Origin of the sequence: Streptomyces geranii, from assembly GCF_002954775.1 — a bacterium.
In the GTDB taxonomy this organism is placed as follows: Bacteria; Actinomycetota; Actinomycetes; order Streptomycetales; family Streptomycetaceae; genus Streptomyces; species Streptomyces geranii.
Genome location: NZ_PJME01000067.1, coordinates 20,219 through 45,412, shown reverse-complemented (window position 1 = coordinate 45,412; position 25,194 = coordinate 20,219). Strand labels below are relative to the sequence as shown.

Sequence of the window (25,194 nt, the reverse complement as noted above, 5' to 3'; positions counted from 1 at the left end):
TCCGGGGCACCGGCGGCACCCGGGTCGTGGAGGGAAGCAACGACGACCTCCCCAGCTGGGGCACCCTGACCTTCGCGGGCACGACGGCCCCCGCGTCGACGGCGCCCACCGCCCCATCGGGCGTCACCGGCCAAGCCCCCACCTCCGGCGTCGGCGCGTTCCCGAACAGACTCCTCAGCGCCGTACTCACCGCGCTGATCGGATTCCACTCCGCCACCACCCGCAGCCAACCGGGCAACCCACCCGTCGGAATGTACGCGTTCGACAGCAGCGGCAGAACGAACGTCGCACTCCCCAACTGCCCAGCCGCCTCCTCGCTCCGCGACAGCAGCCCCAGACAGATCCCCGCGCACGTCATCGCGAACCGGAAGAGCAGCAACAGCCCCACCGCGCCCACCGCCCCCAGCACGGACCCCTCGATCCGCCACCCCACCGCCAGCCCGACCAGCAGCAACGGCACGGTCCCGGCACTGGTGACCACGAGGTCCGCGAGAGCCTGCCCCAGCGGTACGGCGGCCCGGCTGATCGGCAGCGTACGGAGCCGGTCGGTCACGCCCCGGTGGGTGTCCTGGGCCGCCTGGAACATCCCGGTCATGATGCCGTTGGCGGCGGTCGCCACCAGCAGGCCGGGTACCAGGAAGGCCCGGTAGTCCGCGCCGGGCATCGCGACGGCGCTGCCGAAGACGTACCCGAAGAACAGCAGCATCGTGATCGGCATGGTCTGGGTGAGGATCAGCAGCCCCGGGTTGTGCCGCAACCGCCGCAGATGCCGGCCCACCATGGCCGAACCGTCGAACACCAGAGCCGAGGCCGAAGCAGTGGAGTCGGACGTCGACTTGGAGTTGGACTTGGACTTGGCGGAGGTCAACGCGCTCATACCGCAAGCTCCTTACGCTCCGTCAGCCGGAGAAAGACATCGTCGAGGGTCGGCGGACGCAAACTCACATCGAGCAACGCCACACCCCCGGCGTCGAGTTCGCGCACCAGCCGGGGCAGGGTCACCGTCGGGTCGGTGGTGACCGCGCCGGCGGTGAGCCGGTCGCGGTCCAGCACCGGTTCCGATCCCGTGAGTTGATCGAGGATCCCGGCCGCGCCGACCAGCGCGTCGGCATCGGCGACCACGACCTCCGCGTACGACCCGATGAGCGCCTTGAGCTGGTCGGGCGAACCGGAGTGCGCGACCCGCCCGTGCTCCACCAGGGCGATCTCGTCGGCGAGTTGGTCGGCCTCCTCCAGATACTGGGTGGTCAGGAGGACGGTCGTACCCTCGTCCTTCAGTCCCCGCACCGCAGCCCAGATCTGGTTGCGCGCGGCCGGGTCGAGCCCCGTCGTCGGCTCGTCCAGGAAGAGGACGTCGGGCCGTTCGACCAGGCTCGCCGCGAGGTCGAGGCGGCGGCGCATCCCGCCCGAGTAGGTGGACGCGGGGCGGTCGGCGGCCTCCGACAGGCCGAAGCGGTCGAGGAGTTCGCCGACTCGTGCGGCGGGGCCCCTGACCCGGTGCAGCCGGGCGAACAGGCGCAGGTTCTCGCGGCCGGTGAGGTCCCCGTCGACCGACGCGTACTGCCCGGTGACACCGATCCGGCGCCGTACGGCGGCCGGCTCCCGCACCAGGTCGTGCCCCGCGATCCGCGCCGAGCCCCCGTCGGGCCGCAGCAGCGTGGTGAGCAGCCGTACCGCCGTGGTCTTGCCCGCGCCGTTCGGCCCGAGCAGCCCGCACACGGTTCCCTCGGCCACCGCCAGGTCCAGCCCGCGTACCGCACGGACCTTCCCGAAGGACTTCTCCAGCCCCTCACTAAGTACAGCGTACGTAGTTGTGGTCATGTGGCGACCATAGCGCACTACGTACGCTGTACGTAACTACGATGGGTGGTCGAGGTGATGATCAATGGCCGGCCGTGCCGTCGTACCCGAAGTGATCTGGGCCCGTCCCGAACGTGCGGGCCGTGGCCCCAAGGCCGCGTACAGCCGTGCCGACATCGCGGAGGCCGGGGTGCGGATCGCGGACGCGCAGGGGCTCGACGCGGTCTCGATGCGGCACGTCGCCGCCGAACTGGGCTGCGGCACGATGTCGCTCTACAACTACGTCCCCCGCAAGGAGGACCTGCACGAGCTGATGGTTGACGCGATCAGCGGCGAGCACGAGTTGTGGGAGCCGTCGGGGGACTGGCGGGCGGACATGGTGCGGGTCGCGCACCAGACGCGTGCGTTGATGGTCCGGCATCCGTGGCTGCCGCGCCTGATGTCACCGGTGTACGGCTTCAGCCCCAACGCCCTGCGCTATCTCGAACACTGCCTGACCTGCCTCGACCCGTTCGATGGGACGTACGGCACGAAGTTCGAGCTGATCGCGATGCTCAACGGCATGGTGACGACGTACGTCGGCAACGAGTTGGCGACGGCGGAGCGGGTGCGGTCGTTGCCGTGGTCGGAGGAGCGGGAGAACGCGGTGCGGGGGGCTTATCTCGGGGGGCAGGTGGCCGGCGGGGGGTATCCGAGGCTGGCTGCGGCGTTTGTGGAGGACTCCGGGCCGATTGATCTGGAGGGGGTGTTCGAGCGGATGGTGTTGCGGGTGTTGGGCGGGTTCTAGGGTGGGGGTTGTGCGTTGGGCGCGGGCTCGCCGTGGCTTGTCGCGCAGTTCCCCGCGCCCCTGGAACGTGCACTTCCCCGCGCCCCTGAAGGCAGGTGGGTCACAGCAGCGTGAACTGGCCCTCCGGGCCTTCCTCCTGGTGGTCCAGGACCGAGGCCGGTCTGCGTGCCCTGTCCGGTACCGGCAGGACGCCCGCCGTTCGTAGCTCTGCTGCCGTGATCGGGTCCCGCACCTCCAACTCGTCGCGCTGCGGGCGCAGTTCCGCCAAAAGCGCCAGTACGGTGATCAGCTCCAGCAGCTCGGAGGTCCAGGTCTGCGGCCAGGTCGCCGGGCGGATCGCCTCCAGCGTCCCCGGCTCGACCGGACCCCCCACCCGTACCGCCAGCCACTCCTCAAGGACCCGCACCCCGCCCACCTCGAAGTCCCAGGCCTCCGGCGGTACCGGGGAGATCCGGCCCTCGTCGACCTGGAGGGTCTCCTCGTCGCGGTCGTAGTGGACGGTGACCGGGCGGGTGGGCAACGGGGCGCGGACGTACGGGCGTCGGCCGCCGGGGAGTTTGGGGCGGTCGCCGTTGCGGCGCATCAGCCACAGCACCCGGTGGCCCAACTCCACGCCCCGCGACCAGAGTTCGGGGTCGGCGGTGAGCGGGACGGCGAGGCCCGGGCGTACCGCGGTCAGGGTCCAGGCGAGGACGTCGAGCGGGTCGGGCCGGTGGCCCAGGCGGGTGGCCAGGTGGGCCAACAGGCCCGGGGCCAGGTTGGGTTCGGTGCCGTCCGGGCGTCGGTACAGCGGGCGGACGCGGCCCGGGCGGAGCAGCGGCAGCAGGGGTGAGGCCAGGAGGAGGGGGCCGGCCGAGGCCGGGGGAGGGGGCGGTGCCTCGACCACGAACACCTGCCGTTCGTCCGCCACGCGCCACAACTCCGGGCGGGCCGCGTCGATCAGCCGGTGGTCCGGGATCAGCCACTGCTCGTCGAAGGGCGCCCGCAGGACCCGTACCGGCTCCGCGCAGGGGCCGGTGGCGCGGGCGAGCTTCTCCGTGCCGCTGTGTCTGCCCGGCAGCTGGCCGACCGCCGAGTGCGGGGTGCGGGCGCGTGTCGGTTCGAACAGGGCCTCGCGGTCCGGGCCTTCGGCCTTGAGGAGGGCGTCCCAGCGCGCTTTCAGGGATGCCGCGTCGGGTGCCGTCGGCCACCCCCGGCCCAGCCGTGGCGGTGCGACGGACCACGGCATGAGGTCCGCGAGCAGCGGAGCGTCGTCGTCGGGCGTCACGCTGGGCATCGTACGACGGCCCCTGCCGTCCCATCCGCTAGGTCGCGTCCAAGGTCACCGTGAAGGAGAAGCGGTCGCCCCGGTAGTGGATGACCGCGACGTCCAGGACGCGGCCCGCTCCGTCGTACGCGACGCCCGTGTAGTGCAGGATCGGGCTGAGCAGCGGGACCCGGAGGAGGCGCGCCGTCTCCGGGTCCGCGAGGCGGGCCTCGACGGTGTCCGTGATGCGGGCGATGTCCGCGCCCACGGAGTCACGCAGCACCTTGGTCATCGGCCAGCGGAGCAGGTCGTCGCGGTCGATGCGCGCCGCCAGTTCCGGACGGACGTAGTTGCGGGCGTGGTTGGTCGGTTCGCCGGTCTCCTCGTCGCCGCGCAGCCGGTGGTACGTGGCCACCTCCGCCAAGTCCGGGAAGTGCTCGGCGAGTTCGGCGGGCACGGGGACGCTGCCGTGGTCGAGGAGTTCGGTCGTCATGCCGGACTGCTGGGCGACGATCGCGTCGACCGAACCCAACAGCCGTACGGGAGCGCCGCGTCGGGCGTCCGGCTCGATGAAGGTGCCGCGCCTGCGGTGGCGGCTGATCAGGCCCTCGTCCTCCAGCTCCTTCAGCGCCTGCCGCATGGTCAGCACACTCACGCCGTAGTGCCCCGCCAACTGCTCCTCGGTGGGCAGCCGCAGCGGGTCCCGGGCCGAGCGGCCCAGGATCGAGGCGCGCAGGGACTGCGAAACCTGGTACCAGAGCGGCAACTTGCGGTTCAGGACGATCGAGTCGGGCGCGAAGGAGGTCACGGAGGTATCCGTACCGGTCGGCAACGATCAGTGCAATGGGCGGAAGTGGCGCTGCAGACCCGACCACACGTCGTCGTACCCGGGTTGCAGATGCTCCGCCCGCGCCGCCTGTGCCGTCAGCGTCACCGGCCAGCGCGTCTCGAACATGAACGCCAGCCCGTCGTCGACCCGTTGGGGCCGCAGCTCGGCCGCGCTGGCCCGGTCGAAGGTCTCCCGGTCGGGCCCGTGCGCGGACATCATGTTGTGCAGCGAGCCGCCCCCCGGCACGAAGCCCCCCTTTCCGGCTGTCTTCGCGTCGTACGCGCCCTCGATCAGCCCCATGTACTCGCTCATCACGTTCCGGTGGAAGTACGGCGGCCGGAAGGTGTCCTCGCCCACCAGCCAGCGCGGCGCGAACACCACGAAGTCGACGCCCGCGAGGCCAGGGGTGTCCGACGGAGACGTCAGCACCGTGAAGATCGACGGGTCCGGGTGGTCGTACGAGATGGAGCCGAGGACGTTGAAACGGCGCAGGTCGTAGACGTACGGGACATGGTTGCCGTGCCAGGCGACGACGTCGAGCGGGGAGTGGTCGTACACCGCCGTCCAGAGGTTGCCGCAGAACTTGTTGACGACCTCCACCGGACCCTCGACGTCCTCGTAGGCCGCGACCGGTGCCTTGAAGTCCCGTGCGTTCGCGAGTCCGTTGGCGCCGATCGGGCCCAGGTCGGGGAGCTGGAAGGGGGCGCCGTAGTTCTCGCAGACGTAACCGCGGGCCGAGGCGTCGAGCAGCTCCACCCGGAAGCGCACCCCGCGCGGGATCAGGGCGACATGGCCGGGCTCGGCGCGCAGCAGCCCGAACTCGGTGCGCAGGAGCAGTCCGCCGGCCTCCGGGACGATCAGCAGCTCGCCGTCGGCGTCGCTGAACACCCGCTCCATGGACGAGTCGGCGTGGTAAAGGTGCACGGCCATGCCGGTGCGCTGGGTGGCGTCGCCGTTGCCGCCGAGGGTCCACAGGCCCGCCAGGAAGTCCGTGCCGGCCGGGGGCTCGGGCAGCGGGTCCCAGCGCAGTCTGTTGGGATCCGGTACGGATTCCGTGAAGGGCGCCGTGCGGACCGGGCCGTTGCCGGTGGGCGTGAACGGCGGGTGCGCGGCCGAGGGGCGGATGCGGTAGAGCCAGGAACGGCGGTTGTGGGCGCGCGGCTCGGTGAACGCCGTACCGCTGAGCTGCTCGGCGTAGAGACCGAGGGGCGCGCGCTGCGGCGCGTTGCGGCCCTCGGGGAGGGCGCCCGGGACGGCCTCCGAGCTGTGCTCGTTCCCGAAACCGGAGAGCCAGCCGAGCCCGTCCGGCCCGCCGCCGGCCTCCCGCGCGCCCCCACCCACCGCGCCGCTCAACCCCTCACTCACGCCCTCACTCACGCCCTCACCCTTCTCCTGACCCATGTGGTCTCCCTCACTCCCATTCCTATGCTTCACCGTAGGATTCGATGTCGGAGGGCGCAAGAGGGGGCAGCCGGAGCCGGGGGCGAGGTTCACCGGACCGCCGTGGACCGGCATGATGAAGACCGTGCCCCCAGCGACCTCGCTCCGTCGTGCGCCTGTACAGCGGCGCAGTGCCGAACGGCTGACCAGAATCCTCGACGCCTGCGCCGACCTCCTCGACGAGGTCGGCTACGACGCCCTGAGCACCCGGGCGGTGGCGATACGCGCCGGCGTCCCCATAGGCTCCGTCTACCGCTTCTTCGGCAACAAGCGCGCCATGGCGGACGCGCTCGCCCAGCGGAACCTGGAGCGCTTCATCGCCCGCGTCACCGAGCGGCTGGGGGAGGTGAGCGGGGGCGGCTGGCGCGAGGCCATGGACGCCGTGCTCGACGAGTACCTGGCCATGAAGCGGACCGCGCCGGGCTTCTCCCTGGTCGACTTCGGCAACCAGATCCCGGTCGGCAAACGCGACGCCGAACCGAACCACCGCGTGGCCGACACCCTCACCACCCTCCTCTCGGACGTCATCGGCCGCGCACCGGACGACGACCTCCGCCGCACCTTCCTGATCGCCGTCGAAACCGCCGACACCCTGGTCCACCTGGCCTTCCGGGTCGCTCCGGAGGGCGACGAGCGGATCATCGGGGAGATGCGGGAGCTGCTGCGGGCGTATCTGGCGCGCGTGCTGGACTGACGTGCCCGTACCGGCGTCGGACGAGCGGGCTCGCGGGTTTCCGACCTCACCCCGTTGAAGGCCTCCCCTCCATCCGTACCGGTCGGTATGCTCGGCTCCAGTCCCCAGCCGTGCGTCACCGTCGCCGCCACCCTCCGGGAGGACCCGTGTCCAGCCCCACCGACTCCCGTACCGCCCTGCGTGTCTGCCCCCTCTGCGAGGCCACCTGCGGACTGACGCTCACCATCGAGGGCAGCCGGGTCACCCGGGCCCGCGGTGACCGTGACGACGTCTTCAGCCAGGGGTTCATCTGCCCCAAGGGCGCCTCCTTCGGGGCCCTCGACAGCGACCCCGACCGGCTGCGCGTCCCCCTTGTGCGGCGCGACGGCGAGTTGCGTGAGGCGACCTGGGCCGAGGCCTTCGATGCCGTCGCCGTCGGTGTCCGGGGGGTCGTCGAGCGGTACGGGGCCGACTCCGTCGGGGTCGTGCTCGGGAATCCGAACGTGCACACCGTGGCCGGGGCCCTCTATCCGACCGTGCTGCTCGCCGGGCTCGGCACCCGCAGCGTCTTCACCGCCTCCACGGTCGACCAGATGCCCAAGCACGTCTCCAGCGGACTGCTCTACGGCGACGCCCTCGCGATCCCCGTGCCCGACCTCGACCGCACCGACCACCTCCTGCTCATCGGCGCCAACCCCCTTGAGTCCAACGGGAGTCTGTGCACCGCCCCTGACTTCCCCGGCAAGCTCAAGGCCCTCAAGGCGCGCGGCGGCACCCTCACCGTCATCGACCCGCGCCGCACCCGCACCGCCAAGCTCGCCGACCGGCACATCGCGATCCGCCCCGGGACGGACGCGTTGCTGCTCGCCGCCATGACCCACGTCCTCTTCGACGAACACCTCGTCGACCTGGGCGAGTTGGCGCCGCATGTCGTCGGGGTCGACGAACTCCGTGACTCCGTACGGGACTTCACTCCCGAGGCCGTCTCCGAGGCGTGCGACGTGGACGCGGACACCATCCGTACCCTCGCCCGGGAACTCGCCGCCGCGCCCACCGCCGCCGTCTACGGCCGTATCGGCAGCTGCACCGTCCCGCACGGCACCCTCGCCAGTTGGCTGGTCGACGTCCTCGACATCCTCACCGGCAACCTCGACCGGCCCGGCGGCGCCCTCTTCCCGCAGGCGGCCACCGACCGGACACCCCGGCCCGCCGGGCCCGGCCACGGCTTCGCGCTCGGCCGCTGGCGCTCACGGGTCGGTCAACACCCGGAGGCCAAGGGCGAGTTGCCGCTCTCCGCGCTCGCCGAGGAGATCGACACCGCGACCGCCGAGGGCGAGCCGATCCGGGCCCTCATCGCCGTCGCCGCCAACCCCGTCCTCTCCGCGCCCGACGGCAACCGCCTCGACAAGGCGCTGGACTCCCTCGACTTCATGGTCAGCGTCGACCCCTACCTGGGCGAGACCTCGCGCCACGCCGACGTAGTCCTGCCGCCGCCCCCGCCCTCCCAGAGCCCGCACCACGACTTCGCCCTCAACACCCTCGCCGTCCGCAACCAGGTCCGCTACAACCGCCCCGCCGTGCCCCTGGAGCCCGGCAGGATGGCCGAGACCGAGATCCTCGCCCGTCTCGTCCTCGCGGTGACCGGCATGCACGGCGCCGACCCCTCCGCCGTCGACACGATGGTCATCGGCCAGACCCTCGGCAAGGCCGTCAAGGAACCCCACTCCCCGGTCCACGGCCGCGACCCCCAGCGGCTCGCCGAGGAGCTGGCCGGCGACACCGGCCCCGAGCGCCGCCTCGACCTGATGCTGCGCCTGGGACCGTACGGCGACGGTTTCGGCGTACGACCGGACGGCCTGAGCCTCACGAAACTGCTCGCGCACCCGCACGGCATCGACCTCGGCCCGCTCCAGCCGCGCCTGCCGCAGCCCCTGAAGACGCGCAGCGGCAAGGTCGAACTGCTCCCGGGGCCCATCGCGGACGACCTCCCGCGCCTCCGCCAGGCCCTGCGCGAGCGGCCCGCCGGGATCGTGCTCATCGGGCGCCGCCATCTGCGCTCCAACAACAGCTGGATGCACAACGTGCCCGCCCTCACCGGCGGCACCAACCGCTGCACCCTGCACATCCACCCCGAGGACGCCGCCCGCCTCGGGGTCGAGGACGGGGCTGCCGTACGGATCAAGGGCGCCGGGGGAGAGGTGGTTGCCCCCGCGGAGATCACGGACGTCGTCCGGCGCGGGGTCGTGAGCCTGCCGCACGGCTGGGGACACGACCGGCCCGGCACCCGGCTCGGGCACGCCGCGGTCGACCCCGGCGTCAACGTCAACCAGCTCCTCGACGGCAGTCTGCTGGACCCGCTGTCGGGCAACGCCGTACTGAATGGTGTCCCCATCGAACTCGCCCCAGCAGGCACAACGCTGTGACCTGGAGTTTTGCGCTTATTGCTCGCGTGTCAACATCTTGTTAAGCCTTGCGTGGCCGCCCTAACGTCAACGCACTGCCGACTCCGGTGGGAGTTCAAGGGCGAACGTTAGGTAACCCACTCATGTTGACCATCCTGGGCTTCACGATGATCGCGACCTTCCTGGTCCTGATCATGATGAAGAAGATGTCGCCGATCGCGGCGCTCGTACTGATCCCGGCACTGTTCTGCGTCTTCGTCGGGAAGGGCGCCAAGCTCGGCGACTACGTCATCGACGGCGTCACCAGCCTCGCCCCCACCGCGGCGATGCTCATGTTCGCGATCGTCTACTTCGGTGTGATGATCGACGTCGGCCTCTTCGACCCGATCGTCCGAGGCATCCTGAAGTTCGCCAAGGCGGACCCGCTGCGCATAGTCGTCGGTACGGCCCTGCTCGCGGCGATCGTCTCCCTGGACGGCGACGGCTCGACCACCTTCATGATCACGGTCTCGGCGATGTACCCCCTGTACAAGCGCCTCAAGATGAGCCTCGTCGTGATGACCGGCGTCGCCGCGATGGCCAACGGTGTGATGAACACCCTGCCCTGGGGCGGCCCGACGGCCCGCGCCGCGACGGCCCTCAAGCTCGACGCGAGCGACATCTTCGTCCCGATGATCCCGGCGCTCGCCGCCGGCCTCGCCTTCGTCATCGCCCTCTCGTACGTCCTCGGCCGCCGCGAGCGCAAGCGGCTCGGTGTGCTGACGCTGGACGCGGTGCTGGTGGAGGAGCCGGAGCAGGAGACGGAGACCGTGCTGGTCGGTGCCGGTGCCGGCGCGAAGTCGGCCGCCGGATCCGGTGCGGGCAACTCGGCCGCGCCCACCGGCGGTTCGGGCACCGACAGCCCCACGGGCACAACCGCCGACAACGATGACGACGACGACCGCATGCTGAAGGTCCTCGACCCGAACCGTGCCACCCTGCGCCCCAAGCTCTACTGGTTCAACGCGCTGCTCACGGTCACCCTGCTCACCTCCATGATCATGGAGTGGCTGCCGATCCCGGTGCTGTTCCTGCTCGGCGCCGCGCTCGCCCTGACGGTCAACTTCCCGCACATGCCCGACCAGAAGGCCCGCCTCGGCGCCCACGCCGAGAACGTCCTCAACGTCTCCGGCATGGTCTTCGCCGCCGCCGTCTTCACCGGCGTCCTCACCGGCACCGGCATGGTCGACCACATGGCCCGCTGGCTCGTCGACAACATCCCCGACGGCATGGGCCCGCACATGGCCTTCGTCACCGGCCTGCTGAGCATCCCGCTCACCTACTTCATGTCCAACGACGGCTTCTACTTCGGCGTCCTGCCCGTCCTCGCCGAGGCCGGCGCCGCCCACGGCGTCTCCCCGCTGGAGATCGCCCGCGCCTCCCTCATCGCCCAGCCCCTGCACATGTCGAGCCCGCTGGTCCCCGCCGTGTACGTCCTCGTCGGCATGGCGAAGGTGGAGTTCGGCGACCACACCAAGTTCGTGGTCAAGTGGGCGATCCTGACGTCGCTGGCGATCCTCGGGGCAGGAATCCTGTTCGGCATCATCTGATCCACTGATCCACTGATCCACTGATCCACTGATCCACTGATCCACGCACGTCCGTTGGTCGCCTTCTGCTCGTCTTCTGCTCGTCCGGAAGGACATGTACATGAGGCCCGGTGGGAACCGCGGCTGGCTGCTCCGTCTCGTCATCGCCTTCAGCTTCACGCAGGGGGCGGTGTCGATGGCCCGGCCCGCCGTCTCCTACCGGGCCCTCGCGCTGGGCGCGGACGAACGGGCCGTCGGTGTCATCGCCGCCGCGTTCGCCCTGCTCCCGCTCTTCGCCGCCGTACCTCTGGGCCGCCGAACCGACCACGGCCGCTGCGCGCCCCTGCTGACCGTCGGCGCGCTCCTCATCTCCGGCGGCTGCGCGCTGGGCGCGACCGCCGACTCCCTTTCGGCGATGGCCGCGTGGAGCGGCGTGACCGGCCTCGGCCACCTCTGCTTCGTCATCGGCGGCCAGTCGCTCGTCGCCCGCCGGTCCGCGCCCGACGAACAGGACCGCAACTTCGGCCACTTCACCATCGGCGTCTCGCTCGGCCAGTTCATCGGCCCGATGGCGGCGGGGGCGTTGGTCGGCGGCGACGACATGGCGGCGGGCAGCGCGCGTGCGCTGCTGGTCGCGGGCGCGGTCGCCGCGTTCTCGTTCACGTCGCTCTGGCGGGTCGAGGATCGTACGGTCGTCAAGTCCCGTACGGAGCAGGGTGATCGCGTGCCCGTGCACCGCATCCTCCGTACGCGGGGCGTACCCGGCGGCATCTTCATCAGCCTCGCCGTACTGTCCGCGACCGACATCCTCACCGCCTACCTTCCGGTGGTCGGCGAGCAGCAGGGTATCGCGCCGGCGGTCGTCGGCGTACTCCTCGGACTGCGGGCGGCGGCCACGATCGCGTGCCGCCTGGTACTGACGCCGCTGGTCCGGCTCCTCGGGCGGCGCCGGCTGCTGACGGTGACGTGTCTGCTGGCGGCGCTGCTGTGTGCGGGGATCGCGTTGCCTGTGCCGGTGTGGGGGCTGGCGTTGATGCTGGCGGTGCTGGGGTTCTGTCTGGGGGTGGGGCAGCCGCTGTCGATGACGACGGTGGTGCAGGCGGCCCCGGCGGGGGCCCGGTCGACGGCCCTCGCACTCCGCCTGACCGGCAACCGCCTTGGCCAGGTGGCTGCGCCGGCTGCGGCGGGGCTGGTGGCGGGGGTTACGGGGGTGGGGGCGCCGTTCGTGATGCTGGGGGTGTTGCTGGCGTTGTCGTCGGGGGTTTCCTTCGCCCCCAGACCCCCCTTGTCGCGCTGAACGCGCTCGTCCTCAAACGCCGGACGGGCTGAGTGGTGCTGGCCTGGGCTGCACATGGTGCCGGCCGGCGCTTGGTCTTTCAGCCCGTCCGGCGTTTGAGGACGAGGCCGTTCAGGCCGAAGCGGGGTCTGGGGGCGCAGCCCCCAGAAGGATGGGACGGGTAGGGGCGGCGGGGGCGAAGAAAACTAGGCCCCTTCCCCAGCCGCCGCCGCAGGCACCCGTGGCCGTGACCGCGACACCGCCACCCCCGCCAGGCACAGCCCACCCCCCGCCAACGTGAGCAACCCCGGTACCTCGCCCAGGGTCAGCCAGGACATCAGGACGACCAGGGCGGGGACCGCGTACGTCGTCGCGCCCATCTTGCTGGCCGTCGTGCGGGCCAGGGCGTAGGCCCAGGTCGTGAAGGCCAGGGCCGTCGGGAAGACGCCCAGGTAGATCATGTTGAGCGTCGCCGACACCGGCGCCTCCGCCGCCTCGCCGATCAATTGCCCGGCGAACGGCAGACACGTCACCGCCCCGACCAGGCAGCCGAACGTCGTCACCTGGAGGGCACTCGCCTGCCCGAGCGCAGGCTTCTGCGCGACCACGCCGGTGGCCCACGTCGCCGCCGCGAGCAGGCACAGCGCCACCCCGAGCACCGACGTACCTCCCCCGCCCGACATCGACAGCCCGACCGTCACCGCACCCGCGAACGACACCGCCATCCCCGCGAGCAGCCGGGGCGGCATCGGGTCGCCGAGCAGCCGGGTGCCGAGCAGGGCGATGAGGATCGGGCCGACGTTCACTACGAGGGCGGCCGTACCCGCGTCCACCTGCTGCTCGCCCCAGTTGAGGACGACCATGTAGACCCCGAACCACAGCACCCCCGAGATCGCGATCCCGCGCCAGGCCGACCTGGGCGGCAGCCCCTCGCGCCGTACGAGGCAGATCGCCCCCAGCGTCAGGAACCCGGCGAGCATCCGCCCGAGCGCCAGCGCCCCCGGCGAGTACGCGGCCCCCGCACTGCGGATCGAGACGAACGCGGAGGCCCACAGCACCACGGTCACACAGGCCGCGACAGCGGCGAGCACCTCCGCACGCGGGGCCGGACGGGAGGGCGGGGAGGAGGTCATCATGCTCCAGAGGCTAGGGAGGGCGGGGTGCCGAGGGCTCGCGATTTTCGGACGTGAGGCCGGCCGGCATCGCGGGGGAGGAGTTCCTACGACGGTTCAGCGCAGGGCCGCCGCCTCGACGCCCAGCAGCTCCGCGAACCGGCGTTCCCCTTCCTCAGTGACCCGCACCGCCCGTTCCGTACCGATGCGCACGCACCAACGGGCGTCCAGCGCGTGCCGGCACAGGGCCGCGCCGGCCGTACCCGCGAGATGGACGCGCCGCTCGGTCCAGTCGAGGCAGGCACGGGCGAGCGGGCGGCGGGTCGTGCGATCGAGGACGATGCCCGCATCGGCGAACCACCGCAGCCCGCCGTCCGTGAGCGCGAACCCGGTGTCCTGGCGCAGCAGCCCCCGTACGGTGAACGCGTCGGTGAGGGCGATACCGAGCCGTCCGGCCAGGTGGTCGTAACAGGTGCGGCCCCGCGCCATCGCGGCCCCGGCGCCGGACTCCCGCAGTGTGCGCGGGCGTCGGGTGCCGGCGGGGTCGACCTGCGCGGCCAGGTCCTCCACCAGCTGGGCCACCCGGGCGTCGGCCAGCCGTACGTAACGGTGCCGCCCCTGACGCTCCTCGGCGAGCAGCCCCCCGGCGACGAGCTTCCCGAGATGCTCACTGGCGGTCGACGCCGCGACCCCGGCATACCGCGCCAACTCCCCGGCGGTCCAAGCCCGCCCGTCCAGCAGCGCGAGCAGAAACCCGGCCCGAGTCTCGTCGGCGAACAGCCCGGCCAGCCCGGCGAGCCCGAACGCAGGCCCCGACTTCCTCGCACCCTCGCTGGTCATGCCCCCAGCATGCGCCACACATACTTCGGCAGTCACCGAAGCGTGTACGAGGGTCAGACAATCCAGCGAACGACGCCGAATACGCCGGACCCCGACACACCGCCCCGAGACACGCTCACGCCTGCTGCACCCCGACCACGCCCGCCTCGGCTCGCCTGCCACCCATGCCAGGCCGTGCGGTCAGCTCCCATGCCCTCAGCCACAGGATGACCGACCCTCGGCGGAACCGGAGCGGGACCCCGGGCGGGCCGCCAGCGAGCCCCGGGCGGGCTGCGTGTGGGGCACCGACTAGTCCCGGGTCAGCTGCGCTCAGGCCGTGGATTGGCCCTGGGCGGGCCGCCGACGAGCCCAGGACGGGCTGTGCACAGAACCCGGACTGGCTCCGGGCGCGTCACCGACTAGCCCCGGGTCAGCTGCGCTCGGGCCGTGGATTGGCCCTGGGCGGGCCGGGTTCGAGCCGCCGACCAGCCCCGGACGGGTCGGGACAGGCCCAAACGAACCCGAGACCAGCCCCCCCAACGAAGCCCTAGCCCCCGCCCCACCCCCACCTCAGCCCCGCCCCAACCCCTCAAACTGCCCCGCCAACCCATCCAACAACGCCGCCAACCCCGTCTCGAAGGCCCGCTCATCAACCCTCTCCTGCTGCTCCGCCAGCAGATGCGCCTGCCCCAGGTGCGGATAGTCAGCCGGGTCGTACGCGCTCTCGTCGTCCACGAACCCCCCGGCGAAGGAGCCCAGCGCCGAGCCCATGATGAAGTACCTCATCAACGCGCCGATCGACGTCGCCTGCGCCGGCGGCCAGCCCGCGTCGACCATCCCGCCGTACACCGCGTCCGCGAGCCGCAGGCCCGCCGGGCGGCGGCCGGGGCCCCGCGCCATGACCGGGACGATGTTCGGGTGGTCGCGCAGGGCGGCCCGGTAGGAGACGGCCCAGTCGTGCAGCGCGGTGCGCCAGTCGCGGCCGTCCTCGAACATCGACAGGTCGACCAGCACGCTCACCGAGTCCGCGACCGCCTCCAGGATCTGGTCCTTCGTCCGGAAGTGGTTGTAGAGCGACGGCCCGCTGACCCCCAGCTCGGCCGCGAGCCGACGTGTCGACAGCGCGGCCAGACCCTCCGCGTCCACCAGCGCCCGAGCCGTTTCCACGATCAGGTCGCTGCTGAGGAGGGGCTTGCGCGGTCGGGCCATGGCGCACATAGTAGGGCTGCGACACTTAAACTAGCAGTGCTAATTTAGTGGTCGGCATCGAAGTTCGAAGAGTTTCGAAGAGTGCGGGGGAGAGGGAGAGGGGCCGCGTGGTGAACCTGGGGCTCAGCGACGAGCAGGAGGCCGTCCAGCGGCTTGCCCGGGACTTCGTCGAGCGCGAGATCGCCCCGAACGTCGTCGCCTGGGACCGCGCCGAGGCCGTCGACCGGTCGATCGTCAAGAAGCTCGGCGAGGTCGGCTTCCTGGGGCTGACCGTCGACGAGGAGTACGGCGGCTCCGGCGGCGACCATCTCTCGTACTGCCTGGTCACCGAGGAGTTGGGGCGGGGTGACTCCTCCGTGCGCGGGATCGTCTCCGTCTCCCTGGGGCTGGTCGCCAAGACCGTCGCCGCCTGGGGGAGCGACGAGCAGAAGCGCCGCTGGCTGCCGGGGCTCACCTCCGGCTCGTACGTCGGCTGCTTCGGGCTGACCGAACCCGGCACCGGCTCCGACGCGGGCAACCTCACCACCCGGGCCGTGCGCGACGGCGACGAGTACGTCGTCAGCGGCACCAAGATGTTCATCACGAACGGCACTTGGGCCGACGTCGTGCTGCTCTTCGCCCGGTCCACCGACGACCCGGGACACAAGGGTGTCTCCGCCTTTCTCGTGCCGACCGACAGCCCCGGGCTGACCCGCCGTACCCTCCACGGCAAGCTCGGGCTGCGCGGGCAGGCCACCGCCGAACTCGTCTTCGAGGACGTGCGCGTGCCCGCCTCGGCGCTGCTGGGCCCCGAAGGCAAGGGATTCTCCGTGGCCATGTCGGCGCTCGCCAAGGGGCGGATGTCGGTCGCCGCCGGGTGCGTCGGGATCGCCCAGGCCGCCCTGGACGCCGCCGTGCGGTACGCGGGCGAGCGCGAGCAGTTCGGCAAGCCGATCGCCCGGCACCAGCTGGTGCAGGAGCTGATCAGCGACATCGCCGTGGACGTCGACGCGGCCCGGCTGCTGACCTGGCGCGTCGCCGACCTCGTCGACCGGGGCCTGCCCTTCGCCACCGAGTCCTCCAAGGCCAAACTCTTCGCCTCCGAGGCCGCCGTCCGCGCCGCCAACAACGCCCTCCAGGTCTTCGGCGGCTACGGCTACATCGACGAGTACCCGGTGGGCAAGCTCCTGCGCGACGCCCGCGTGATGACCCTCTACGAGGGCACCAGCCAGATCCAGAAACTGCTGATCGGGCGGGCACTGACGGGCGTATCGGCCTTCTGAGTCCTGGCTCGTATGAGTACGCGGCTGAGTACTTCGGCGGATGTGGCACGGGCCGCCTCCGCCGACCCTTGTCCCCATGAACGCGAACATGAACATGAACCCGCACCTGACCGAGACCCCGGCCAAGCCGCACAACACGGCCGCCTTCTACGGCCAGGCCGTCGCCTCCTTCGCCGTCGCCATGGGCGCCACGGCCATCGGCATCTTCCGGCTGAACGCCGACGCCTGGGTGCGCGGCTTCCTCGCCATCGCCGTCCTCTACCTGGTGACCTCCTCCTTCACCCTCGCCAAGGTCATCCGCGACCGCCAGGACTCGGGCCGCTGAGGACCGCCCCGATCGGGCAGGCTAAGCGCCCGCTCACCCGCGGCGGTACAGTGGGGGGTCACTGTCGGTGGAAGAGGGGCGAACGGGCGATGAGTACGGCGGAGGAGATTGCCGGCGGCGAGGCGGCGCCGTGGGGCGAGGTGACCCCCGACGCGGCCCGGCGGCTGCTCGTCGCCGCCGTGGAGGCCTTCGCCGAGCGCGGGTACCACGCGACGACGACCCGGGACATCGCGGGCCGCGCGGGGATGAGCCCGGCCGCGCTCTACATCCACTACAAGACCAAGGAAGAGCTGCTCCACCGGATCAGCAGGATCGGCCACGAGAAGGCCGTCGACATCCTGCGGACGGCGGCCAGGACCGAGGGCACCTCGACCGAGCGGCTCGCCGAAGCCGTCAGCTCCTTCGTGCGCTGGCACGCCGGGGGGCGTACGACGGCCCGGGTCGTCCAGTACGAACTCGACTCGCTCGGCCCCGAGGCCCGCGCCGAGATCCTCGCGCTGCGCCGCCAGTGCGACGCCGAGGTGCGCGGGATCCTCGAAGACGGTGTGGAGGCGGGCGAGTTCGACGTGCCCGACGTACCGGGCACGACGCTCGCCGTGCTGTCCCTCTGCGTCGACGTGGCCCGCTGGTTCAACGTCAACGGCCCGCGTACGCCCGACGAGGTCGGCGCGCTCTACGCCGACCTCGTGCTGCGGATGGTGGGCGCCGAACAGAAGGCGGCCGACGCCTAGAGCCGGAGCCCAGAGTCCGCGCCCGGAGTCTCTGCCTAGAGGTAGTAGCGCGACACCGACTCGGCCACGCACACCGGCTTGTCGCCGCCCTCGCGCTCCACGACGAAGCCGACGGTGACCTGGACGCCCCCGGCGACGTCGTCCACGCCGTTGATCGTGGCCGTGGCGCGCAGTCGCGAGCCGACCGGCACCGGCGCCGGGAAACGCACCTTGTTCGTCCCGTAGTTGACGCCCATCTTCACGTTCTCGACCCTGATCAGCTGCGGCCCGAAGAGGGGCAGCAGCGAGAGGGTCAGATAGCCGTGCGCGATGGTCGTCCCGAAGGGCCCTGCCGCCGCCTTCTCCGGGTCCACGTGGATCCACTGGTGGTCGCCGGTGGCGTCCGCGAACAGGTCGACGCGCTTCTGGTCGACCTCCAGCCAGTCGGTGTACCCCAGTTGCTCACCGACCGCCGCCTTCAGGTCGTCCGCGCCCGTGAAGATCCTCGGCTCTGCCATGTCCCGGCCTCCTCGCCACCGTGTCCCAGCGGCTGCAGTACGTATGTCTAAGCAACTGCTTAGCATGGTCGGCCGGAAGTCCGCTGTCAACGGACCGTGCGTCACCTCGGATGGGTAGGGTTCGAGGGGTGCCCCAGATTCCCGAGAAGATCCATGAACTCACGGTCGGCCAGCTCGCCGCCCGCAGCGGCGCCGCCGTCTCCGCCCTGCACTTCTACGAGTCCAAGGGCCTCATCAGCAGCCGCCGCACCTCGGGCAACCAGCGCCGCTACGGCCGTGACGCGCTGCGCCGGGTCGCCTTCGTCCGGGCCGCGCAGCGCGTCGGCATCCCGCTCGCCACGATCCGCGAGGCGCTCGCCGAACTCCCCGAGGAACGCACCCCGACCAGGGAGGACTGGGCCCGCCTCTCCGAGAACTGGCGGTCCGAACTCGACGAGCGCATCAAGCAGTTGAACCGGCTGCGCGACCACCTCACCGACTGCATCGGCTGCGGCTGCCTCTCCCTTGAGGGCTGCGTCCTGTCCAACCCGGACGACGTCTTCGGCGAGAGCCGGGCGGGCTCCCGCCTGATGGTGGAGAGGAACGGCGCCGCCTGGCCGGCCGCTACTCGTACTCCGTCCCGCCCTTCCGCGTCAGATACGCCGGACTGACCGCCTTGGCGATGGCCCGCCCGCCGGTCACCGGGCTGTACCGCTCGACGGCCGGCCGGATCACCACGCCTTCCCGCAGATGCAGCCCGCGCCCCGACACCGTCTCGCGTCCACTGGCGATCTCCAGGACCCGGCCGATGTCGTACGGACCCTCGTACAGCCTCGGTACGAGCGGCAGCCGGCCGTCCAGCACCTCGGCCGCGTCCAGCCAGCGCTCGACCCCGTCGACCTCCACCGACACGTCGAACACGGCGTACCCGAGCGTCTCGCGCCGCCCGTCCGCGCCGTACGTCAGGTCCTGTACGCCCGCCCCGAACACCTCGCCGAAGATGCCGACCCGGCGTGCGCCGAGCCGTTCGGCGAGCTGGGCGGCGGCCTCGGCGACGCCGTGGGCGGTCACCGCGCGCCAGTAGAGATTGCGCGGATCCTCCTTCAGGGCAAGGGACTTGGAGCCGAAGCCCTTCGAGGAGACCTGGACGCGGCCGTCGTCCGCGAAGTAGGTCAGCAGGCAGGCCGAGCCGTGCAGCTTCTCGGTGAGGACGACGGGTTCGCCGGGCGTGAAGATGTCCGGGTAGCGCTGGATGTTCTCGATGTCGACCCAGCGCAGGAGGTCGGGCGCGGACTCGATCTCGCCGTTCATGGTGGGCGGGATCGGCGGCACCCACTTGACGATGCCCAGCCGCTCCGCGAAGTCGGTGCCGTCCGTGGCGGCCTTCGCGAGGTCCACGTCGTCCAGTGCGCGCGGGAGGCACACGATGCCCTGCGACAGCTCGCCGCGCAGGCGTATCGCCTTGACCCGGTCCGACCCGCTGCCCGCCAGTCGCCCGGTCAGGCCGAGTTCCTCGATCAGGGCCGTCGGCAGGACGGACTGTTCGGGGATGTACACGGCGGCGTCGCCGGTCCGGTACGCCCCCTTGGCGACCACGGCTCGATACAGGCCGACCTGGGCCAGTTCGAGAGCGTCGGCGTTGGGGTGGGCGTGGACGGTCAGGATCTCGGCGGTTACGCGCAGCGTCGACATGGGTGGGTGGCTCCTTGGGCGGCTCAGGTGGGTTTCATCGCCGCCAACTCTCCTTGTGGGAAAGGGGTGGAGCCATGGATTTTGTGCCTGCTATGTGCCTGCTGGCTGGTTGGGTGTGTTGTCGGCCGCGGGTCCGTTGTGGCTGGTCGCGCCCACGCGGCGGAGCCGCAGATTGATACAGCCCCGCGCCCCTTTGGGGCGCGGCCAATTGGGGGGTGCGGCATCCCCGGCGCACCCCCGTCGTGCTCGTGCTCCTGCTCAGGCCGATGCGAGGAGCAGTCGGCCGCGCCTGGATTCCGCCAGGGCCTCGGGGGTCAGGACGGGGCGCGGTACCACGATGCCGCACTCCGTGCAGACGGGACCCGACGACGGCTCATGGGCCAGGTCGTACTTCCAGGTGAGGCGCTCCCCGACGCACACCGGGCACACCGAGCCCGGTTCGCGCTCCAGGGCGGCGATCAGCCGTCGCAGCACCTCGGCCATCGACTCGTGGGGGTGCACCCCCGGGTCGTCGCACCAGGCCACCCCGAACCCACCCCAGGTCAGCCGGTGCCAGTCGTCCACGCTGCCGGGCCTGCGCAGCCCGTCGAACTTCTCCTTCTTGCGGCGCTTCGCGAACTCCACCTCGTAGGCCAGCCAGACCGAGCGCGCTTCCTCCAGCTCGTCCAGTGCGGCCACGAGCCGCGCTGGATCGGGGGAGCGGTCCTCGGGGCCGAACCCGGCCCGGGAACTCAGATGGTCCCAGGTCGCCCTGTGCCCGTAAGGGGCGAACCTCTCAAGGCACTTGCGGAGCGAGTAACGCCGCAGTGCCAGATCGCTCCGCGGATCCCGCACCTGTCTCGCCAGACTCCGGAAACCGGCCATCGCCTTGCACCTCCGTCACACCTGCACCTGTACTTCGGTCACTTCGGCGTCGTCGAACGGACGTCGTCGAATAGACGTATCGACAAGCGATTCGGCTCCATCCGTTTTCCGATGACGGCCATAAGCCGATCGCCGGCCCCCATGGGACCGACGCCGACGGCCCTAAGCCGTCCGCCGGACCACCCCTCACGGTTACCTCCCGCAGCTGTCGGCCGCCTGTGGCCCTTCTGTCGAAGTGCCCCGGAACTCCCCGGACACTCGAACCCCGTACCCCTCCAACGCAATTGCTGTACCACGTTGTTCAAAAGTGACGCATGTTCATCTTCAATCGCGGGGATACCGGCGGTAACCTCTGGCCCACCCCGTTCGGAGTGGCCCACCCCCCGTCCGGAGGAGCTGCCATGTCACGGCGCACCCCAGGCATCACCGCCGATAGAACCTTCGACAGACTGAGAACTCCCCGCGGACTCTTCGGGTTCCTGAAGACCGCGGCCGTATGCACGCTCATTGCCGGTCTTTTGTCGCCTCTTTCCCCGATCTCCCCGGCGACCGAGGCCCACGCGGCGGCGGCGAACGACTACTGCGGAGGGCAGTGTTCCGACATCCTGCCGCCCGGCCAGAACGGCAACGCCACCCTCGCCCAGATCCTCCTCAACCAGGCCTTCGGCACCCAGCCCGAACACGCGGAAGACCAGCTCGGGCCCTATGCCAACCTGGCCACGGGCTACTCGGGACTCACCAACGCCACCATCAACAACTTCTTCAACGACGCCTCGTTCGGGGTCGCCGCCGACCAGGTCGCCTCGACCCTGGCCCCGGCCGGCCGCACCGACGTGACGATCGTCCGCGACAAGAAGACGGGTGTGCCGCACATCACAGGCACCACCCGTTACGGCACCGAGTTCGGCGCCGGATACGCCGCCGCCCAGGACCGCCTCTGGCTGATGGACGTCTTCCGTCACGTCGGACGCGGCCAGCTCACCCCCTTCGCGGGCGGCGACCCCTCCAACCAGGGCCTTGAACAGGAGTTCTGGCGCCACGCCCCGTACACCGAGGCCGACCTCCAGGCCCAGATAGACAACGCGGTCGCCACCAACGGCGCCCGGGGCCAGCAGGCCCTCGCCGACGTCAACGCCTATGTCGCGGGCATCAACGCGTACATCGACGCCTCCGACAGCGGACGCTACTTCCCCGGCGAGTACGTCCTCACCGGCTGGAAGGACTCCGTCACCAACGCGGGCACCATCCAGAAGTTCAAGCCCACCGACCTGGTCGCCCTGGCCTCCGTGATCGGTGCCCTCTTCGGCTCCGGTGGCGGCGGCGAGGTCAACAACGCGATCTCCCTCATGGCCGCGCAGTCCAAGTACGGCGTGACCGAGGGCACCAAGGTCTGGGAGGCGTTCCGCGAGCGCAACGACCCCGAGGCCGCCCTCACCGTCCACAACGGCGAGAGCTTCCCGTACGCCACCCCGCCCGCCGACCCGCAGGGCGAGGCCCTGCCCGACGCCGGTACGGTCGCCGAGGAACCGCTCGTCTACGACCGTACGGGCAGCGCGGCCACCACGACCGCGACGACCGCCTCCACCACGGCGACGGCCACCGCCCTCACCTCCGCCAAGCGCGGCATGTCCAACGCCCTGGTGGTCAGCGGGGCCAAGACCGCCAGCGGCCACCCGATCGCGGTCTTCGGCCCGCAGACCGGCTACTTCGCACCCCAGCTGCTGATGCTCCAGGAGATCCAGGGCCCGGGCATCAGCGCGCGCGGCGCCTCCTTCGCGGGGCTGAGCATGTACGTCGAACTCGGCCGGGGCCAGGACTACGCCTGGAGCGCGACCACCTCCGGCCAGGACATCATCGACTCGTACGCGGTCGAGCTGTGCCAGGACGACGTCCACTACCTCTACCACGGCACCTGCACGGCGATGGAGAAGCTCGAACAGACCAACGCCTGGAAGCCCACCACGGCCGACGACACGGCCGCCGGCTCCTACCGAATGCAGGTCTACCGGACGAAGTACGGCCCGGTGAGCCATCGGGCGACGGTCGGCGGGAAGAAGGTCGCCTACACCACCCTGCGCTCCTCCTACATGCACGAGGCCGACTCGATCATCGGCTTCCAGATGCTCAACGACCCCGACTACGTGAAGGGCCCGGCGACCTTCCAGACGGCGGTGCAGCACATCAACTTCACCTTCAACTGGTTCTACGCCGACTCCACCCACACCGCGTACTACAACAGCGGCGACAACCCGGTGCGCGCGAGCGGCGTCGACGCCGAGTTCCCGGTCTGGGCGCAGTCCGCGTACGAGTGGCGGAACTTCGACCCGACGACCAACACCGCCGACTACACACCGGCGTCCGCGCACCCCAACTCGGTAGACCAGGACTACTACATCTCCTGGAACAACAAACAGGCCAAGGACTACACCACCGCCTCCTGGGGCAACGGCTCCGTCCACCGGGGCAACCTCCTGGAGGACCGGGTCAAGAAACTCGTCGCCGCCGGCGGCGTGACCCGGGCCCAGCTGGTGAAGGCGATGGCCGACGCCGCCCTCGCCGACCTCCGCGCCGAGGACGTACTGCCGAAGCTGCTGCGCGTCCTCAACAGCTCGACGGTCACCGACACCACGGCAGCCGCCGCAGTCAGCAAGCTGTCCGCGTGGGTGACGGCGGGTGCGAAGCGCACGGAGACCTCGGCGGGCTCGAAGACGTACGCCAACGCCGACGCGATCCGCATCCTGGACGCCTGGTGGCCGCTGCTCGTGCAGGCCGAGTTCCAGCCAGGACTCGGCACCGACCTCTACACCGCCATCACCAACAACCTCCCCGTCGACGAGGCGCCTTCGGCCGCGCACGGCCCGACCGGCGCGCACGCGGGCAGCTCCTTCCAGTACGGCTGGTGGAGCTACGTCGACAAGGACATCCGGGCGATCCTCGGTGACTCGGTACAGGGCGGGCTGACGCAGAAGTACTGCGGCGGCGGCACCCTCACCGGCTGCCGGGACATCCTCATCAGCACCCTGAAGACCGCGGCGGGCAAGACGGCCGCCCAGGTCTACCCCGGCGACGACCTCTGCGCGGCGGGCAACCAGTGGTGCGCCGACTCGATCGTCCAGCGCACCCTGGGAGGCATCAAGCACTACAACATCAGCTGGCAGAACCGGCCGACCTACCAGCAGGTCGTCGAATTCACCTCACACCGCTAGCAGTTGTGCGGGTGCTGGCGGCGGGTCGTGGTCACTTGATCCGGCCCGCCGCCAGCACCACCCGCGCCAACTCCGCGTGACAGATGTCGCTGTGGGCCCCCGACGGGCTCCCGCCGTTCCGCACCACTTCCGCCGCGTCGACGTTCACGCACCCGCTCACCGGCAGTTTGGCGGGCTTGAGCGCCTCGGCGAGCGTCAACTTGACCGTGCCGGGCACCGCCTGGACACCGTCGTGGCCCATCGCACCCCACTTGGGCCCCAGCGCCTTCGCGACACCGAACCCGGCGAACGACCGGTCGGCGCCCAGCACCCCCTGGCTCTCGCCCGCCATCCGCGAGGCCAGCGGATAGAAGGTGCTGAGGGCCCCGTCGAACCGGGAGTAGCAGCACACCAGCGGCCCGTCGATACGGCTCTGTCGGCCCCGCAGCGCGCCTCCGGCACCGGTGTCGTGCGGCAGCCGCTCCGCGAACGCGTAGTGCGAGAAGGCCCCTTGGAGCAGCGTCACCGACTTCACCGTGCGCACGTCAGCGGGCAGCCCGCGCAGCGCGAACGACACCAGCCGGGCGCCGAAGCTGTGCCCGACGAGATGCACCCGCACCCCGGGCGCCGCCTGGGCGAGCCGCCCGAGCACCGGCCCGAGCCCCCGCTCACCGACGGTCCCGGCCCGCCGCTTCATCGCGTAGTACGTCGCCTGCCGCAGCAGCTCCCGCGCCCCCTTCCAGGGGTTGGGCAGCGCGAACTCGGCGACGGCGCCCGGGGATTCGTGACCCGCGAGCGCCCCCGCGAACTCCTCGCAGGCCGCCGCCGTGGACCCGGTGAGCATGTCGGGGACGCCCTGCGGCTCACCGTCCCCGAGGAGATCCGCCGCGAACCCGGCCTGCGGCGCGTCCGGCGGCACCTCGACCAGCAGCCGCACCAGTCCGCCGAACTCCTCCAAGGCCCCCTCGCCGCCCGGCTGTTGATCCAGCAGCCCGGCGATCTGCTCGACGACGGTGGCCCGCCCCGGGAAGGTCTCCAGCAGGGCGAGCCGGGTGTCCTTGTCGAGCCCGAGCCCGAGCCCGCCGGTCGCGGTGGCCGGAGCGGCGACGGCGGTCGCGGCCCGCGGGAAGTCGGGGATCGGCTCGTCGCAGAACCGCATCGACGGCCACACCACGCCCACGTAGCCGATCCTGGCGGTCGCGGGCGCGAGCGCGGGGATCGGCGCGAAGAAGCGGCTGTAGAGCCGGGTCGCGATCGACCGGTCGTTGTTCCAGCCGTGCGCGAAGACGATGAGGTCGCGCACCTCCAGCGGGTTCACCTCCGCGAGCAGCCGGTCCCGCCTGCGCCCGTCGGTGTCGCCGTCCGCGTCGAAGGTCAGCTCCCAGTAGGGAGAAACGCTCATTTCCGGATCCGCCATGACAGTCCCCGTCCCCCGTGGTGTCGTGTTGGTGCGATGTGGGGCGTATCGTCCTGCTAACGGGGGGAGTTGGCCATACGT

The 25,194-nt window shown here is 71.1% G+C and carries 22 protein-coding genes; 10 read left to right on the top strand and 12 right to left on the bottom strand.

Features of this window, described 5'->3' with window-relative positions; genetic code table 11:
• Both CW359_RS41185 and CW359_RS41180 read right to left on the bottom strand, forming a co-directional pair.
• Positions 1 to 781, bottom strand: a 781-nt coding sequence (locus CW359_RS41185; protein WP_232838826.1) for an ABC transporter permease, incomplete at its 3' end; no start/stop codon positions are given.
• Between the two features lie 92 nt (positions 782 to 873).
• Positions 874 to 1,821 (bottom strand): ATP-binding cassette domain-containing protein, encoded by a 948-nt coding sequence (locus CW359_RS41180; protein ID WP_105975375.1) that lies wholly within the window; start codon positions 1,819 to 1,821, stop codon positions 874 to 876.
• A gap of 64 nt (positions 1,822 to 1,885) precedes the next feature.
• On the opposite strand from CW359_RS41180, the gene CW359_RS41175 reads away from it, so the two are divergent.
• Positions 1,886 to 2,587, top strand: a complete 702-nt coding sequence (locus CW359_RS41175; protein ID WP_105975374.1) for a TetR/AcrR family transcriptional regulator — start codon at positions 1,886 to 1,888, stop codon at positions 2,585 to 2,587.
• Between the two features lie 100 nt (positions 2,588 to 2,687).
• Here the strand turns inward: CW359_RS41175 and CW359_RS41170 are convergent, their stop codons facing one another.
• Genes CW359_RS41170 through hmgA form a run of 3 tightly spaced genes read right to left on the bottom strand, consistent with a single transcriptional unit; the run spans position 2,688 to position 6,063 of the window.
• Entirely contained in the window at positions 2,688 to 3,863 is a 1,176-nt protein-coding gene (locus CW359_RS41170; RefSeq protein WP_105975373.1) for a type ISP restriction/modification enzyme, read from the bottom strand.
• Positions 3,864 to 3,891: 28 nt separating this feature from the next.
• Complete coding sequence (locus tag CW359_RS41165; protein ID WP_105975372.1) at positions 3,892 to 4,641, bottom strand: GntR family transcriptional regulator; 750 nt, start codon at positions 4,639 to 4,641, stop codon at positions 3,892 to 3,894.
• A gap of 27 nt (positions 4,642 to 4,668) precedes the next feature.
• Positions 4,669 to 6,063, bottom strand: a complete 1,395-nt coding sequence (gene hmgA / locus CW359_RS41160) for a homogentisate 1,2-dioxygenase (RefSeq protein ID WP_232838824.1) — start codon at positions 6,061 to 6,063, stop codon at positions 4,669 to 4,671.
• Positions 6,064 to 6,178: 115 nt separating this feature from the next.
• On the opposite strand from hmgA, the gene CW359_RS41155 reads away from it, so the two are divergent.
• The 4 genes from CW359_RS41155 (at position 6,179) to CW359_RS41140 (ending at position 12,042) form a co-directional block, all read left to right on the top strand.
• On the top strand, positions 6,179 to 6,796 hold the full coding sequence (locus CW359_RS41155) for a TetR/AcrR family transcriptional regulator (protein WP_105975371.1): 618 nt from the start codon (positions 6,179 to 6,181) through the stop codon (positions 6,794 to 6,796).
• Positions 6,797 to 6,942: 146 nt separating this feature from the next.
• Positions 6,943 to 9,198: a molybdopterin oxidoreductase family protein gene (locus CW359_RS41150; protein WP_105975370.1), complete on the top strand. Its 2,256-nt coding sequence runs from the start codon at positions 6,943 to 6,945 to the stop codon at positions 9,196 to 9,198.
• Positions 9,199 to 9,320: 122 nt separating this feature from the next.
• The gene (locus CW359_RS41145) at positions 9,321 to 10,766 is read left to right on the top strand and encodes a CitMHS family transporter (protein ID WP_105975369.1); all 1,446 of its coding nucleotides are present in this window, start codon (positions 9,321 to 9,323) and stop codon (positions 10,764 to 10,766) included.
• A 100-nt stretch (positions 10,767 to 10,866) separates the two neighbouring features.
• Positions 10,867 to 12,042 (top strand): MFS transporter, encoded by a 1,176-nt coding sequence (locus tag CW359_RS41140; RefSeq protein WP_105975368.1) that lies wholly within the window; start codon positions 10,867 to 10,869, stop codon positions 12,040 to 12,042.
• A gap of 185 nt (positions 12,043 to 12,227) precedes the next feature.
• Here CW359_RS41140 and CW359_RS41135 read toward each other — a convergent pair whose 3' ends face one another.
• The 3 genes from CW359_RS41135 to CW359_RS41125 all read right to left on the bottom strand — a co-directional run bounded on the left by CW359_RS41135 (position 12,228) and on the right by CW359_RS41125 (position 15,161).
• Positions 12,228 to 13,154: a DMT family transporter gene (locus CW359_RS41135; RefSeq protein ID WP_198655570.1), complete on the bottom strand. Its 927-nt coding sequence runs from the start codon at positions 13,152 to 13,154 to the stop codon at positions 12,228 to 12,230.
• A gap of 96 nt (positions 13,155 to 13,250) precedes the next feature.
• Positions 13,251 to 13,973, bottom strand: a complete 723-nt coding sequence (locus tag CW359_RS41130; protein ID WP_105975366.1) for an ArsR/SmtB family transcription factor — start codon at positions 13,971 to 13,973, stop codon at positions 13,251 to 13,253.
• A gap of 549 nt (positions 13,974 to 14,522) precedes the next feature.
• Entirely contained in the window at positions 14,523 to 15,161 is a 639-nt protein-coding gene (locus tag CW359_RS41125) for a TetR/AcrR family transcriptional regulator (RefSeq protein ID WP_105975365.1), read from the bottom strand.
• A 110-nt stretch (positions 15,162 to 15,271) separates the two neighbouring features.
• Here CW359_RS41125 and CW359_RS41120 point away from each other — a divergent pair, with 110 nt between their 5' ends.
• The 3 genes from CW359_RS41120 to CW359_RS41110 all read left to right on the top strand — a co-directional run bounded on the left by CW359_RS41120 (position 15,272) and on the right by CW359_RS41110 (position 17,479).
• On the top strand, positions 15,272 to 16,423 hold the full coding sequence (locus CW359_RS41120) for an acyl-CoA dehydrogenase family protein (RefSeq protein WP_105975381.1): 1,152 nt from the start codon (positions 15,272 to 15,274) through the stop codon (positions 16,421 to 16,423).
• A gap of 106 nt (positions 16,424 to 16,529) precedes the next feature.
• Complete coding sequence (locus tag CW359_RS41115) at positions 16,530 to 16,748, top strand: YiaA/YiaB family inner membrane protein (protein ID WP_232838825.1); 219 nt, start codon at positions 16,530 to 16,532, stop codon at positions 16,746 to 16,748.
• An 89-nt stretch (positions 16,749 to 16,837) separates the two neighbouring features.
• Positions 16,838 to 17,479 carry a TetR/AcrR family transcriptional regulator gene (locus tag CW359_RS41110; RefSeq protein WP_105975363.1) on the top strand — a complete coding sequence of 214 codons (642 nt, stop codon included), beginning with the start codon at positions 16,838 to 16,840 and terminating at the stop codon, positions 17,477 to 17,479.
• A gap of 35 nt (positions 17,480 to 17,514) precedes the next feature.
• Here the strand turns inward: CW359_RS41110 and CW359_RS41105 are convergent, their stop codons facing one another.
• Positions 17,515 to 17,976 (bottom strand): MaoC family dehydratase, encoded by a 462-nt coding sequence (locus tag CW359_RS41105; protein WP_105975362.1) that lies wholly within the window; start codon positions 17,974 to 17,976, stop codon positions 17,515 to 17,517.
• 128 nt (positions 17,977 to 18,104) lie between these two features.
• Between CW359_RS41105 and soxR the strand changes: the two genes are divergently transcribed.
• The gene (soxR, locus tag CW359_RS41100) at positions 18,105 to 18,626 is read left to right on the top strand and encodes a redox-sensitive transcriptional activator SoxR (RefSeq protein WP_105975361.1); all 522 of its coding nucleotides are present in this window, start codon (positions 18,105 to 18,107) and stop codon (positions 18,624 to 18,626) included.
• Here the strand turns inward: soxR and CW359_RS41095 are convergent.
• Positions 18,580 to 19,647, bottom strand: a complete 1,068-nt coding sequence (locus CW359_RS41095) for an RNA ligase (ATP) (RefSeq protein WP_105975360.1) — start codon at positions 19,645 to 19,647, stop codon at positions 18,580 to 18,582. The two genes, soxR and CW359_RS41095, sit on opposite strands and share 47 nt — an antisense overlap.
• Positions 19,648 to 19,905: 258 nt before the next feature.
• Positions 19,906 to 20,511, bottom strand: coding sequence for a hypothetical protein (locus tag CW359_RS41090; RefSeq protein ID WP_105975359.1), 606 nt, complete (start codon positions 20,509 to 20,511; stop codon positions 19,906 to 19,908).
• A gap of 401 nt (positions 20,512 to 20,912) precedes the next feature.
• Here CW359_RS41090 and CW359_RS41085 point away from each other — a divergent pair, with 401 nt between their 5' ends.
• Positions 20,913 to 23,717 (top strand): penicillin acylase family protein, encoded by a 2,805-nt coding sequence (locus CW359_RS41085; RefSeq protein WP_105975358.1) that lies wholly within the window; start codon positions 20,913 to 20,915, stop codon positions 23,715 to 23,717.
• 31 nt (positions 23,718 to 23,748) lie between these two features.
• Here CW359_RS41085 and CW359_RS41080 read toward each other — a convergent pair whose 3' ends face one another.
• Positions 23,749 to 25,113, bottom strand: a complete 1,365-nt coding sequence (locus CW359_RS41080; RefSeq protein ID WP_105975357.1) for a serine-threonine protein kinase — start codon at positions 25,111 to 25,113, stop codon at positions 23,749 to 23,751.
• Positions 25,114 to 25,194 lie beyond the last annotated feature (81 nt).

What these genes read in the sequence shown, in the direction of transcription:
- CW359_RS41180 (WP_105975375.1), bottom strand. Translation starts at nt 1,821, where the DNA reads ATGACCACAACTACGTACGCTGTACTTAGTGAGGGGCTGGAGAAGTCC.
- CW359_RS41175 (WP_105975374.1), top strand. Translation starts at nt 1,886, where the DNA reads ATGGCCGGCCGTGCCGTCGTACCCGAAGTGATCTGGGCCCGTCCCGAA.
- CW359_RS41170 (WP_105975373.1), bottom strand. Translation starts at nt 3,863, where the DNA reads ATGCCCAGCGTGACGCCCGACGACGACGCTCCGCTGCTCGCGGACCTC.
- hmgA (WP_232838824.1), bottom strand. Translation starts at nt 6,063, where the DNA reads ATGGGTCAGGAGAAGGGTGAGGGCGTGAGTGAGGGCGTGAGTGAGGGG.
- CW359_RS41155 (WP_105975371.1), top strand. Translation starts at nt 6,179, where the DNA reads ATGAAGACCGTGCCCCCAGCGACCTCGCTCCGTCGTGCGCCTGTACAG.
- CW359_RS41145 (WP_105975369.1), top strand. Translation starts at nt 9,321, where the DNA reads ATGTTGACCATCCTGGGCTTCACGATGATCGCGACCTTCCTGGTCCTG.
- CW359_RS41140 (WP_105975368.1), top strand. Translation starts at nt 10,867, where the DNA reads ATGAGGCCCGGTGGGAACCGCGGCTGGCTGCTCCGTCTCGTCATCGCC.
- CW359_RS41135 (WP_198655570.1), bottom strand. Translation starts at nt 13,154, where the DNA reads ATGACCTCCTCCCCGCCCTCCCGTCCGGCCCCGCGTGCGGAGGTGCTC.
- CW359_RS41130 (WP_105975366.1), bottom strand. Translation starts at nt 13,973, where the DNA reads ATGACCAGCGAGGGTGCGAGGAAGTCGGGGCCTGCGTTCGGGCTCGCC.
- CW359_RS41125 (WP_105975365.1), bottom strand. Translation starts at nt 15,161, where the DNA reads ATGGCCCGACCGCGCAAGCCCCTCCTCAGCAGCGACCTGATCGTGGAA.
- CW359_RS41110 (WP_105975363.1), top strand. Translation starts at nt 16,838, where the DNA reads ATGAGTACGGCGGAGGAGATTGCCGGCGGCGAGGCGGCGCCGTGGGGC.
- CW359_RS41105 (WP_105975362.1), bottom strand. Translation starts at nt 17,976, where the DNA reads ATGGCAGAGCCGAGGATCTTCACGGGCGCGGACGACCTGAAGGCGGCG.
- CW359_RS41095 (WP_105975360.1), bottom strand. Translation starts at nt 19,647, where the DNA reads ATGTCGACGCTGCGCGTAACCGCCGAGATCCTGACCGTCCACGCCCAC.
- CW359_RS41090 (WP_105975359.1), bottom strand. Translation starts at nt 20,511, where the DNA reads ATGGCCGGTTTCCGGAGTCTGGCGAGACAGGTGCGGGATCCGCGGAGC.
- CW359_RS41085 (WP_105975358.1), top strand. Translation starts at nt 20,913, where the DNA reads ATGTCACGGCGCACCCCAGGCATCACCGCCGATAGAACCTTCGACAGA.
- CW359_RS41080 (WP_105975357.1), bottom strand. Translation starts at nt 25,113, where the DNA reads ATGGCGGATCCGGAAATGAGCGTTTCTCCCTACTGGGAGCTGACCTTC.